Source organism: Streptomyces sp. NPDC001920 (assembly GCF_053594495.1).
In genome coordinates this window covers 70008-82757 of the sequence record NZ_JBSFEP010000019.1, presented here as the reverse complement: position 1 = coordinate 82757, position 12750 = coordinate 70008, and the positions used below count along the sequence as shown (strand labels likewise).

Annotated in this window: 8 protein-coding genes and 1 tRNA gene; 1 reads left to right on the top strand and 8 read right to left on the bottom strand. The window is 72.5% G+C overall.

Annotation, left to right across the window (positions count from 1 at the left end):
- Window positions 1-53: 53 nt before the first annotated feature.
- The 7 genes from ACWCPI_RS29235 to ACWCPI_RS29205 form a co-directional block, all read right to left on the bottom strand.
- Window positions 54-1457, bottom strand: a complete 1404-nt coding sequence (locus ACWCPI_RS29235; protein WP_451040956.1) for a Tat pathway signal sequence domain protein — start codon at window positions 1455-1457, stop codon at window positions 54-56.
- A gap of 669 nt (window positions 1458-2126) precedes the next feature.
- Window positions 2127-2648, bottom strand: coding sequence for a hypothetical protein (locus ACWCPI_RS29230; protein WP_451040955.1), 522 nt, complete (start codon window positions 2646-2648; stop codon window positions 2127-2129).
- 167 nt (window positions 2649-2815) lie between these two features.
- A complete protein-coding gene (gene pssA / locus ACWCPI_RS29225) occupies window positions 2816-3601 on the bottom strand; it encodes a CDP-diacylglycerol--serine O-phosphatidyltransferase (protein WP_451040954.1) in 786 nt (261 codons plus the stop codon).
- A 384-nt stretch (window positions 3602-3985) separates the two neighbouring features.
- Complete coding sequence (locus ACWCPI_RS29220) at window positions 3986-5437, bottom strand: AAA family ATPase (RefSeq protein ID WP_451041028.1); 1452 nt, start codon at window positions 5435-5437, stop codon at window positions 3986-3988.
- Window positions 5438-5933: 496 nt separating this feature from the next.
- Window positions 5934-6007, bottom strand: a tRNA-Thr gene (locus ACWCPI_RS29215).
- A gap of 89 nt (window positions 6008-6096) precedes the next feature.
- Entirely contained in the window at window positions 6097-7740 is a 1644-nt protein-coding gene (locus ACWCPI_RS29210) for an alpha/beta hydrolase (RefSeq protein ID WP_451040953.1), read from the bottom strand.
- Between the two features lie 156 nt (window positions 7741-7896).
- Window positions 7897-9102 carry a DNA polymerase III subunit delta' gene (locus ACWCPI_RS29205; RefSeq protein WP_451040952.1) on the bottom strand — a complete coding sequence of 402 codons (1206 nt, stop codon included), beginning with the start codon at window positions 9100-9102 and terminating at the stop codon, window positions 7897-7899.
- A gap of 121 nt (window positions 9103-9223) precedes the next feature.
- On the opposite strand from ACWCPI_RS29205, the gene ACWCPI_RS29200 reads away from it, so the two are divergent.
- Window positions 9224-9367 carry a hypothetical protein gene (locus ACWCPI_RS29200; RefSeq protein WP_451040951.1) on the top strand — a complete coding sequence of 48 codons (144 nt, stop codon included), beginning with the start codon at window positions 9224-9226 and terminating at the stop codon, window positions 9365-9367.
- 103 nt (window positions 9368-9470) lie between these two features.
- On the opposite strand, the gene tmk is transcribed toward ACWCPI_RS29200, so the two are convergent.
- Window positions 9471-12746 (bottom strand): dTMP kinase, encoded by a 3276-nt coding sequence (gene tmk / locus ACWCPI_RS29195; RefSeq protein ID WP_451040950.1) that lies wholly within the window; start codon window positions 12744-12746, stop codon window positions 9471-9473.
- Window positions 12747-12750 lie beyond the last annotated feature (4 nt).

The window sequence follows — 12750 nt, the reverse complement described above, 5'->3', positions numbered from 1 at the left end:
CGAACCTCCGGCCCGACCGGTCCTCCCCCGACGCCGCGGCCCCGACGGCGGGTTCAGACGCGCAACGGGTTGTGGCGGACCGCCGCCATCACGTACCAGGCGGTCGCCCCCAGGTGCCGGTACGGGTAGTAGCCGAAGCCGAATCCGGTGTCGAGCGGGCTGCTGGCCGACACGACGCCGGACCGCTCGGGCAGCGCCCGTCCGCCGACGGTCTGGCCCGCACCGAGCAGGTCCTGAGCCCGCTCGATGGAGTCCATCAGCCGCCGTGCCCGCCCCTCGTCACCCGGCCGGTTCCGCTCCCGCAGGCAGAGCGCCAGATGAGCGGTCCCCTCGAACCAGACGCCGTTGCGGTCGGGCCGGGGCTGGCCCTCGGCGATCGGGGCGTCCTCGTTCGCCAGGAGACTGGCGGAGCTGAAGGTGACACCCTCGTACGACTGTCCCTCCGGCACCGTGCTGTTGCGCCGGCCGGCGTGGTCGAGGACTGCCAGCTCGCGCGCGGTCCAGTCCAGCGACCGGGCGTGGGCGCCGGAGTCGAGGGCGAGGTACGTCCAGGTCTGGGTGTCCTCGGGAATCGGAGAGGTGTTGACGGTGACCCCGTCGTTGGTGCCGGTGTAGAAGAAGCCGCCGTCCGCGTCCCACATCTTCGCCAGGAACGCCCGGGCCCGGGCCCGCCGCTCCAGCCACACCCGGTCCCCGGTGAGCCGGGCCAGCCGCCCGAAGAGGCAGACGAGGTCGGTGTTGTGCTCGGTGGAGGTGAAGGGCAGCTTCCCGCCGGCCCCGTCGACGCCGAACTTGTACCCGCCGAGCGGCTCGTCGGTACGGCCGTTTAGCTCGATCCACTCCCCGATCCGCACGGCGCCCGCGAGGAACCGCCCCTCGCCCGTCCGCCGCGCGAGCGCACTGAGCGCGATCCCGGCCCAGGCCATGTCCCCGACGGCCGTGCCCGTGAACCCGAACTGCGTCCCCACGTTGGCTGTGCCGTCCGCCCGCACGAACCCGTCGGGCTGCCGGGAGCCGTCGTAGAAGGTGTACGGCCCCACGTTGTACGCCTGCCGCAGCCGGCCGTCGTCGTGGACCGGGTCGTGCCGCTGGGCGTACAGCAGGGCGTCCCCGAGTGCGACGGCACGGGACCGTCCGTCGGTGGTGCGGGTGGCGAGGAGGGCGAGGATCGCCAGGGCGTTGTCGTAGGTGAAGGCGGTGCTGAACAGGCCGGCCTGGTCGGCGTAGCTCTGGGCGAGGCGGACGGGGCCGTGGTCGGGGTAGGCGTCCATCGCGGCGGCGAGGAAGCCCTGGCCGCGGCGCCGGGCGGAGGGCCCGCCGGAGTACGTACGCGTCCCGGCCAGTGCGGTGCCCGTACCGGCCCCGGTGAGCAGGGCGGCGCCGAGGCCGGCACCGATGAGGGTGCGACGGCTGAGCGCCGCGCTCTGTCTGTCCGTCCTGCGGGTCTTGCCGTTCATGGGTCTCCCTCGGCGGGTCTTGAGAGCGCTCTCAAATGCGCGCTCATTGTGCTGGGGCGCACGGGGGCGGGTCAACGGTCGCGACTGGATGGGGCATTGCGGTGGGGCCGCGGTCGGGGGAGGGAGACGGTGGCAGTGCCAGGGGGCACGAACGTCGTACGAGCGCGCCGGCGGCTCGTACGCAGAGCCCGCCGACCGGGAGATCACCGGCGCGCACGGATCAGTCCGTGCATGATGGGAAGCCGTCAGCACAGGTCACGTCCGACGCGCCCGGCACCTCCGGCGCCCCGGACTCCGGTGCCCGCACACCGGGCACCGGCGACGCCCCTGCCGCCACCGGCATCCCGCCCGAGCCCACTGGTGCCGCCCGCGCCGGACTGCCGCGGGCCCTCGCCGCGGCCGACCAGGACACGTCGAGCACGAGGACAAGGCCGTCGACGCCGCGCGCAACCAGTGCTCGGCCATCAGCAGCGGCGGCCGCGAGCTCGACCGGTCGGCCGCGCAGCGCTTCACGTACGAGGACGTCACCACCACCGAGGCACAGGGCAAGCAGATCAACGAGGCGCTGAGGGGCCTGGGGTTCTGCAAGGGCTGACCGTACGGACACCGGCGGACCGAGCGGACTCGGCGACGCCCGGCGGCGGGCCGGCTCGGTCGCGGTGTCCGCGCTCAGCTGTCGACGACGGCGAGGTGGTACGTCGTGTCCACCCAGAACCCGCCGGTGGTGCGCGCCTTGATCTCGATCACGTAGTGGCCGGCGGGCAACGGATCGAGCGCACACCAGAGCCCCCAGGCGATACGCCGCCGCTGAGCCGCCCGGAAGGGCTTCGACGTGAACTCCCGCATCGGCAGCGGAACTCCGTTGAGGAACACCTCGGCCTGCGCGACCGCCATCACCATCGGCTCGCGGGAGGTCAGCGTCTGCGACCGCTGCGTGTTGAACACCGGGAAGAAGACCGGCCGCCCCGAGGGCATCGAGCAGCGCCGCACCACGCGACCACCGTAGGTGCCGGCCAGGAACCACACGTCGTCGGGCTGGCGCCAGTTCGCGAACTCTCCGGTCCGGTCCCTGACGGGGCTGCGGTCCTCGGGCGCGGACAGCGCCCACTGCCACCAGCGGGCAGCGAGCTCACCGCCACGTTCGGGCCCCAGCTCGGTGAAGTCCTCTCCGACCGGCACGAACTCACTCACGAATCCCCCACCCCTCCACTCGCCACTCGCCACTCGCCACTCGCCACGCGATGCGCGATGCGCGATGCGCGATGCGCGATGCGTCCGCATGATCACCCGACGTAGAGGTGCGCAGATAGGCGCGACCTCGTAGTGCCGGGTGTCTTCGTTCGAACCGGTCCCCCGGATCAGGGCGCCCCGCCCGAGCGCGCGTTGCGTGCCGCGTTGATGCGGCGTACCGCGGCGAACAGGGGCAGCACTGCCGCAAGGGTGACCTGGAGCGTGCAGCCGGTCACCAGAAGGGTCTCGGACCCGGGGACATCGCCGGCCCAGGCGACCAGACAGCCGATGTTGACCGCCGCCCACCCGACCGTGGCAGACGCCATCACGCCCGTGGGCTTGGGGTACTCCACCCGGCTCACCATGAGCCAGGCGACGCCGAGGACCGCGCCCAGCGTGACCACGAAGGGCAGTTCGAGCAGGACGACAGAGACGACGGTGAGCGCGGCGAACGGGATCGGCATCCCCTGGAACATGCCGTCCTGCATCGTGGTGACGGAGAAACGCGCCAGGCGCAGCACGCCGCCCAGCAGTACGGCGACGGCGGCCACGACGACGAGCCCCAACTGGGCGTCGTGGCTCACGAGCCCCCACACCAGCACGAAGTACGCGGGCGCGAGACCGAAGCTCACGAGGTCCGACAGGTTGTCGAGTTCGGCCCCCATCCCGGAGCTGCGGAACCTCCGTGCCACCAGCCCGTCGCACAGGTCGAAGAGCGAGGCCGCCAGGATCAGCATCACGGCGGCGGCCGCCCCCTGCCTCACCGAGCCGTCGCCACGGCCCTCGGTGAGATAGGGGACCAGGACGGCGGTCGTGATGAAGTAGACGGAGGAGAAACCGCAGACCGCGTTGCCGAGCGTCAGCACATCAGCGACCGACAGTCTCGACGGAGGCGGTTGGCGAACTGTCTCCACGGCGGGCTCTTCAGCCCGCGACGCTGACGTCTCGGGTTCGGTGAGGGGCAAGGCTTCTCTCCTACGCACGATCTGCGGCGGTCACCAGTGGCGAGCATCATCGCAGCGGGGCGATCGCGGCGGCAGCCGGGGCCCACCTCGATCAGCACGAGCTCCGACCGGCGCAAGCTCTCCGCCGGCCGGTACGCGTCTGCTGCAGACGTCTCCCACACGCCCGAGGCGTGACGCCCCACGCACTCACGTGGATGACGTCGTCCATGCGGTCCACCGGGTCACGGTCCGCTTCGTCAGGTCGCCGCGTCCCCATGCCGGAGCACATCCGACCTGACGTTCGAGTGGAGCCGCCTTCGGGATTCGAACCCGAGATGTGTTGCAGTTCAGGGGTCACTCTCCGTGATAGAGGCGGGGCAGGTCGATCAGTTCAATCGTGGAGTCGTTCTTTGCGAGGTGATTCAGCTCATCGGTGAAGCCGGTGCCGCTGAAGCAGTACAGCCTCGTCTCCTCGGTAGCCGTGCCACGCCTGGTCAGGAGGGAACGGATGTGCCGGAGGCGTTCCAGATGGCCGGCTCCCATCACGTCACTCCACTTCGCTTCGCCGATGGCGAGCAGCACCTGGCGCCCCTCTTGGCTCTCGCCGTGGACTGCGACGTCGACCTCGTGGCTGATCCTGGCAGCCGGGTCGTTGACGGTTCCGCCGGCGACGCGTGTGACGTGTCCGCCCTGAGTGTCGGGTGCCGCATGCCAGCGGGCCCATTCCCGGCAGACCTGCTCGAAGTGCGGACCGACGACTTTGCTGCGGAAGGTGGACTGGGCTCGGCGCCATACGTCGGGCGCCCGGCCGGGGCGTTCCAGATCACCCCAGGCCGGGCGCATGACCGCGTGGTAGAAGGTGACGAGCGGTTCGGCGATGCGGTAGGCGGAGCGGTTGCGGCGAAAGGCATCGGCTTCGTGTGTGATCATGCCGACGTCCTGGAGAACGCTCAACGGGTGGGCGAGGTCGGTGGACTTGCGCCCCAGATAGTCGGCGATGCCGCCACGAGCCGCGTTACCCGCGGCGATGGCCGCCAGTACCGAGTGATACAGCGCGGTGTCGTGGAGTTCGGGCTCCTCGGCGAGAAGATAGCGGGCCTCCCGGAAGAGCGGCCTCGCCGGGTTGAGCACGGCGCGGATGACCCAGTCGTCGAAGTCACCCGGCCCGGCAGGGGTGTCCCCCTGAGTGAACTCACGCCGGTAGGCAGGCGTACCCCCGACGATGGCATTGGTCAGCAACGCCGTGCGCGGGTCGTCGATCTGCCAGAACTCGGCAGCGAGCCGGAAGTCCAGCGTCGGGACCACGAGTTCGAGGCCGGCTCGGCCACGCAGCGGAGCATTGCCGGACAGCAACCGGCCCATGAACGACAGCGCGGAACCGCACAGCAGCAGACGCACGGGGGTGTTGGTGTGCTGGGCAGCGGGGTCCAGAGCGCGCTGGATGATCGAAGGCAGGGAGGGAGATGCCTTGGCGAGGAAGGGGAACTCGTCGATGACCGCCACGGTGGGGCCGCCCGCGTCGGCGATGCGCATGAGTTCCGCGACCGCCTCGTCCCAGTGCGCGAAACGGAACGGAGTGGGCTGCCCTCGATAACGGGCCAGTGCCTCACCGAACTGACGCAGGGCGTCGGCCTCGGTGGTCTCGGTAGCGGTGAACATGAAGCCGCCACTGGCACGAGCGACGGCGTCGAGCAGGAAGGTCTTGCCCTGTCGGCGACGACCGGAGACCACGCCCAGCGTGGCCCGCGGGCCCGGCAGGGTGGCGAACCGGGTGAGCTCGGACCATTCGAAGGCACGGTCGAACATCTCGGCGGGCTTGTCCACGGCACCCTCCTGCATATAGATGCAGTTATTATAGCTGCGCTTATTCACTACCGCCGATGGGCCCATTGCGGGCGGCGGAACCCCGAGAGTACGGCGGCGCACCTCGCGCGTACGGCACTCACACCCCCGCCCTCACCCCGGACGGCACCACCAGGCCGACGCGACATCCACAACCTGGCCGGAGTCAGCACTTCCCGCTCGGCCGCCCGCCAGTAACGCCAGCTGACGCAATGGCAGTTGCAGCGATGCGCTCCCCTCCCGCACTCCATTGCCAACCAGGAACCGATCGGGCAGAGGCGAACTCTCAAAACCACGCGGTCAGAGGGGCATCCGCACGCACGCCCCGGGGAACTCCACCCCCACAGGCTCCGACCTAGGCATTGCGCCTGCGCAGGTCAACCGCCACAGTCCAGCCCGGACGACGCAACACGAACAACAGAAAACCCCAGGTCAAAGACCTGACCTGGGGTTTGAGAAGAGCCGCCTTCGGGATTCGAACCCGAGACCTACGCATTACGAGTGCGTTGCTCTGGCCATCTGAGCTAAGGCGGCACGCCGTCCGCACTATGGTGCGATCGGCAACGTCGGTAAGTCTACACAGTTTCCAAGGCGCTCCGTACCAACCCCCTCCCCGGCCGCGATCAACGCGATGAGCAGCGCTTTCCGTCCGTCGGCGGGGTCCCCCGGAGGAGATACGCGTTGATCGTGTCGTCGACGCACGCACTGCCCCGCCCGTAGGCCGTGTGGCCGTCACCCTCGTAGGTGAGCAGGCGGGCCGAGGAGAGCTGGTGGGTCAGGGCGCGAGCCCAGCGGTACGGGGTCGCCGGGTCGCGGGTGGTGCCGACCACGACGATCGGGGACGCGCCCTTCGCCACGATGCGGCGCGGCTCACCGGTCGGGGCCACCGGCCAGTACGCGCAGTTCAGGGTGGCCCAGGCCAGGCCCTCGCCGAACACCGGCGACGCCTTCTCGAAGGCGGGCAGCGCCTCGCGGACGTCGTCCGGAGTGGCGAAGGCGGCCGGGAGGTCGAGGCAGTTCACGGCCGCGTTGGCGAACATCAGATTCGTGTAGCTGCCGTCGGCGTCGCGCTCGTAGTAGCTGTCGGAGAGGGCGAGCAGGCCCGCGCCGTCGTTCTCCCGCATCGCCTCCGACAGCGCGTCGCGCAACAGCGCCCAGGCCCCCTCGTCGTACATCGCGGCGATCACGCCCGTGGTGGCGAGGGACTCGCCGAGCTTGCGGCCGTGCGCGTCACCGGTCGGGACGGGCCGGGCGTCGAGCTTGCGGAAGAACGCCTTGAGGTTCTTGCCGACGTCCGCGGCCTTCGTACCCAGCGGACAGTCCGGCTGTCGCACGCAGTCGCGCGCGAACGCCCGGAACGCCGTCTCGAAGCCCGCCGTCTGGTCGAGGTTCATCCTGCGGGCGGGCAGGGAGGGGTCCATCGCCCCGTCCAGGACCAGCCGGCCCACCCGGTCCGGGAAGAGTCCGGCGTACGTCGCTCCGAGGAACGTTCCGTACGACGCCCCCACGTACGTCAGCCTCTCGTCGCCGAGCGCCGCCCGCGCGATGTCCATGTCCCGGGCCGCCTCGGCGGTGGAGACATGGCGGAGCAGCCCGGGCGCGTCCGCTCCGCAGCCTTCCGCGAACCTCTTGAACGCGGCGACGAGCCGGTCGGTCTCCTTCTCGTCGTCGGGCGTGAAGTCCGTCCGCGTGTACCGGTCCATCGCGCGTCCGTCGAGGCATTCGACGGGTTCGCTGCGGGCGACTCCGCGCGGGTCCACGGCCACCATGTCGTAGCGGGCCCGTACGTCGGCCGGATAGCCGATACCCGCGTACTGCTGGAGGTAGCCGATCGCCGAGCCTCCGGGACCGCCCGGGTTCAGCAGCAGTGAGCCGAGCCGCTCACCCGGGCCCGTGGCCTTCTTGCGGGCCACGGCGAGCCTGATGCTCCCGGCCTCCGGCTTCGCGTAGTCCAGGGGCGCCCGCATGGTGGCGCACTGGAAGCCGGGCGCACCGCAGCCCCGCCACCTCAGCTTCTGGGCGTAGTACGGCGCGAGCGCGGCCGGCGTGGCCCGCGGCAGCGCGGCCAACGCCGCCCCGGCCGCCGGGTTCCCCGGCTTCGTCGACCTGGTCGGCTCACCTGAGGAGCAGGCGGAGACGAGCAGCGCGGCGACGGCCAGGAAGGTGCCGACAGCGCCGACTCGGCGAGGGGTCGAGCCGCGGTGGCGTGAGCCCCGAACGCGTGGAATCAGGTCGGGACTGGGTGCGGAGCTGCGCCTGGTGTGCATCAGGCGAGCGTAACTCTGTGCAGCGGATTGAACGCGCTGCGTGCGCAACGTGGCTCGTACGAGTTACATGGTCGAGCTGGTGCCGAACCCTCAGCGCGGAGAGAGAGCGGCCGGGGCCGCCGGCTCAGGGCCTGTGCAGCCGGGATGAACGTCCTGTCAGCCCGCTCTGAGTGCCATGGTCATCGCCTCCACCGCCAGCAGCGGGGCGACGTTCCGGTCGAGGGCGTCGCGGCAGGCGGCGATCGCCTCGATACGGCGAAGCGTGGACTCCGGGGCGCTGTCGCGAGCGATGCGCTCCAGGGCGTCCTCGGCGTCGGTGTTGGCGAGGGCGACACGGGAGCCGAGCTGCAGGGCGAGGACGTCGCGGTAGAAGGCGGTGAGGTCGGTCAGGGCGAGGTCGAGGCTGTCGCGCTGTGTGCGCGTACGGCGTCGCTTCTGCTTGTCCTCCAAATCCTTCATCACGCCCGCCGTGCCGCGCGGCATCCGGCCTCCCTGGGCCGCGCCCAGCGCCGCCTTCAGCTCCTCGGTCTCCTTGCCGTCGATCTCCTCGGCGAGCTGCTTGGCGTCCTCGGCGGCGGCGTCGACGAGCTCCTGGGCGGCCTTGAGGCAGCCGCCGATCTCCCCCAGCCGCAGGGGCAGCTTCAGAACGGCGGCCCTGCGTTCCCGGGCGGCCGGATCCGTGGCCAGGCGGCGGGCCCGGTCGACGTGCCCTTGCGTGGCACGGGCCACCGCCGCGGCGACGTCGGGCTCGATGCCTTCCCGGCGTACCAGCATGTCGGCGACGGCGTCGACCGACGGGGTGCTCAGGTTCAGGTGGCGGCAGCGGGAGCGGATGGTGGGCAGGACGTCCTCGATGGAGGGGGCGCAGAGCAGCCAGACCGTGCGGGGGGCGGGCTCCTCCACGGCCTTGAGGACGGCGTTGGCCGATTTCTCGTTGAGCCGTTCGGCGTCCTCGACGAGGATGATCTGCCAGCGGCCGTTCGCCGGTGAGGTGAACGACTTGCGGACGGTGTCCCGCATGTCGTCGGCGAGGATCTGGGTGCCGACGGCGGCGACGGTGGTGACGTCGGCGTGCGTGCCGACGAGCGCCGTATGGCAGCCGTCGCAGAAGCCGCAGCCGGGGGATCCGCCGAGCGCCCGGTCGGGGCTGACGCACTGCAACGCGGCGGCGAAGGCCCGTGCTGCCTGATTCCGGCCCGCCCCGGGGGGGCCCGTGAACAACCAGGCGTGGGTCATCTTGGACGCCTCGGGCGGCGGCGCGCCGGCAGCGGCGGCGGTCACGAAAGCGTCGGCGTCCCGAGCGGCGGCGCCCAACTGCTCGCTCACCCGCTCCTGGCCCACCAGGTCGTCCCACACGGTCATGGGTCACGCCCGCCTTTCGTCACACTTCGCGTCGCCGGATCCATTGTGCGGGGCGGGACTGACAACGGGGCCGAGCGGACGGGCTGTACGAGCGCTGAAACGATGCCGCTGGGTGGCATCGATGCGCAACGAGCGGCACCCGGACGACACCGCCGACGAACGACCCGCCGTACCTGCCGACGAACACCCGCCGATACCTGCCGACGAACACCCGCCGGTACGCCCGTACCGGCACGGCACCACCCGGCAGCCCGCCCAGCCCTGACCCCCGGGCCCCCGGGCCACCGGGCCACCGGGCCGCCGGGCCGCCGAACCACCGGCTCAGGTCGCCGCCCGACCCGTCGGACCGCCCCGAAGGCCATCCGGCCTCAGCGCCGCCGACCCCGCCCGCGGCCGCCCTCGTCGTCACGCTCGTCCTCACGCGGCCCGAGCAGCTCGTCCGCCAGCGTCGGCAGATCGTCCAGCGGCGTCTCCTCGGCCCAGTCGGACCGGGCCCTGCGCGTGGGCGCCCCCGACTCGTCGACCTGCGGCATCTCCCGCGTCCGGCCCTCGGACCCGTCCGGCTGGGCCGCCCGCTCGTCGCGGAAGTACCCCGGCGGAACCCGGTCCGCGGGACCCCGCCCCGACACCGGAGGCAGCACCGCCGTCTCGTCCGCCGCCCCCGGAGGAACCGGAGGCAGCACCGCCGTCTCGTCCGCCGCGCCCGGCACCACGGGCGGAAGTACGGCCGTCTCGTCCGCGGCGCCAGGCACCACCGGAGGCAGCACCGCCGTCTCGTCCGCCGCCCCCGAAGGCGCCGGCGGCTGCGGCAGCTGCGTCGTCACCTCGGAGTCGGAGCCCTCGGCGGCACGGTCACCGGAGGGCCGCTCGGCGTCCGGCTCCCGCCGCCGCTCGTCCCGCACCGGCCGCAGCACCGTCGTCTCGTCGGACACCCTGCCCGGTTCCTTACCCGGCGTCACCACCGGCGTGGGCACGGTCGCCGCATCCCCCTGGGCAACCCCGGCCCCGGGCCCTGCCGGTCGCGGCCCGGTCTGGGCCTGCGCCGCCGCCTGCTCGGCCAGCCGGCGCGCCTCCTCGGCCCGCAGCAGGGCCTCCTCGGCCTTGCGCTGCTTCTCCAGGCGCCGCGCCTCGGCCTCGGCGTGGATGCGGGCCTCCTCCTCGGCCTGCTTGCGGCGCCGCTCCTCGTCCGCCTTGCGACGCGCTTCCTCCTCGGCGCGCGCCTTCTCCTCCGCGAGGAGCCGCTGCCGCTCCTCCTCGGCCTTGCGGCGCGCCTCCTCGGCCCGCTGCCGGGCCTCCTCCGCCTGACGTTCGGCCTCGCGCCGCTGCGCCTCCTCAAGCTCGCGCCGCTTGCGCTCCTCCTCCTCGGCACGCAGTCGGGCGAGCTGCTCCTGGCGCTCACGCTCCAGGCGCTCCTCCTCGGCCTTGCGGGCGGCCTCTTCCTCGGCCTTGCGGCGGGCCTCCTCCTCGGCCTTGCGGCGCGCTTCCTCCTGGGCCCGGATCTCGGCCTCGGACAGCGGAAGCATCTGGTCGAGCCGGTGCCGGATGACGGTCGTGACCGCCTCGGCCTCCTGCCCCGCGTCCACCACCAGGTACCGCCCGGGGTCGGCCGCGGCCAGCGTCAGGAAACCGGACCGCACGCGCGCGTGGAACTCGGCCGGCTCCGACTCCAGCCGGTCCGGCGCCTCGGTGAACCGCTCGCGGGCGACTTCCGGAGCGACGTCCAGCAGGACCGTCAGATGCGGTGCGAGGCCGTGGGTCGCCCAGCGGTTGATCCGGGCGATCTCCGTCGGGGACAGGTCCCGGCCGGCTCCCTGGTAGGCGACCGAGGAGTCGACGTAGCGGTCCGAGATCACGACGGCGCCGCGCTCCAGCGCGGGCCGGACCACCGTGTCGACGTGCTCCGCGCGGTCCGCGGCGTACAGCAGGGCCTCCGCCCGGTGCGACAGCCCCGCGCTCGACACGTCGAGCAGGATCGACCGCAGCCGCTTGCCGACCGGCGTCGCCCCCGGTTCGCGGGTGACGACGACCTCGTGGCCCTTGGCCCGGATCCACTCGGCGAGCGCCTCGGCCTGGGTGGACTTACCGGCGCCGTCACCGCCCTCCAGCGCGATGAAGAAACCGGACGCCGCGGGTACCTGCTCCGGGTCGTCTCCGCCGAGCAGCGCGTCCCGCAGGTCCTGCCGCAGCGGCACGCCGGAGCGGTCGTCGACCTTGGCGAGCACCAGCGCGGCCACCGGCAGCAGCAGCGCGCCCACCAGCATCAACGTGAACGCCGCCCCGCCGTGCGCGAAGGTGAACCTGCCGCTCTCCAGCCGGTGCGGCCCGATGAGCGCGGCCACCAGCGGCGCGATCACCGCGCCGAGCGCGACACACACCCGTGCGACCGCGTGCAGGTGCTCCGTCGTGCGGGGCCGCCGGAACTCCTCGGCCTCCTGGTCGAGGAGGGTGTGGCCGGTGTTCGCGGCCATGCCCGCGCCGGTCCCGGCCAGCGCCAGGATCAGCAGCACGGTGGTGACGTCCGGGACGAGTCCCGCGGCCAGCAGCGCGATGCCGGTGAGGGCGATCGCCAGCGCCAGCAGCCGGCGCCGCGACAGTGCGGGCAGCACGGAGGGCGCCGTACGGATGCCGACGACCACTCCGCCGGCCAGCGCGAGCACCAGCAGGCCGTACAGGACCGGCCCGCCGCCCAGGTCCTTGGCGTGCAGCACGGCCACGGCGACCGCGGCGGACACCGCCCCGGCGACGGCCGCGCAGGCCGTCACCAGCAGCGGGATCGCTCCGGTGCGGCCCTTGTCCACGCCCGTGCCGGTCTTGGGCCGGCGCAGCCCCTCCAGCGGCGACCGCGCGCGGGGGGTGCGCGTGCCGGGCAGTTCCAGGAAGGTCAGCACGGACAGGGACGCGGCGAACAGGCCGGCCGCCACGTACGAGGCGAGTGCCGCCTGGTGCTGGTCGAACCAGTCGATCCCGGCGCCGAGCAGGTTGTTGAGCAGCGCCGCGACCACGAGTACGGCGGCTGCCAGGGGGATCGCCACGAAGCCGGTGCGCAGCGACAGCCGGCGCAGGGCGTCCATGTGGTCCGGCAGGGGCCGTACGGTCGCGCCCTCCGGCGGCGGGGGCGGCAGCAGGGCGGGCGCCGCGCTCTCCCGGCACACCGTCCAGAACCGCTCGGCGACACCGGTCACGAAGACGGTGACCAGGAGCATGGCGAGCGCGTTGTCCGGCGTCCAGTCGATCCACAGGGGCGCCACGATCAGCAGGGCCGCCCGCAGACCGTCCGCGGCGACCATCGTCCAGCGCCGGTCGAGCGGGCCGTCGTGGGAGGTGAGGGACGTCAGCGGGCCGAGGAGCACGGCGCCGAAGAGCAGCGTCGCCAGGATGCGCACTCCGAAGACGGTCGCCACTGCGAACGCCACGCCCCGGTACCCGCCGCCGAACGCCGTCTCGGCGATCGCCGCCTGAAGGGTCAGCAGGACCAGCACCAGGAGGGCGAGCATGTCGCCGACACCGCCCACCAACTGCGCGCTCCACAACCGCTTGAGCTGCGGTCGGCGCAGCAGCGCGCGGACGGCGCGCTCACGGGAGTCCGCCGCGAGGGCGTCGTCGGGCTCGGTGCTGGGGGCCGTTGGCTGCTCGGCTCGCGTCATGCGT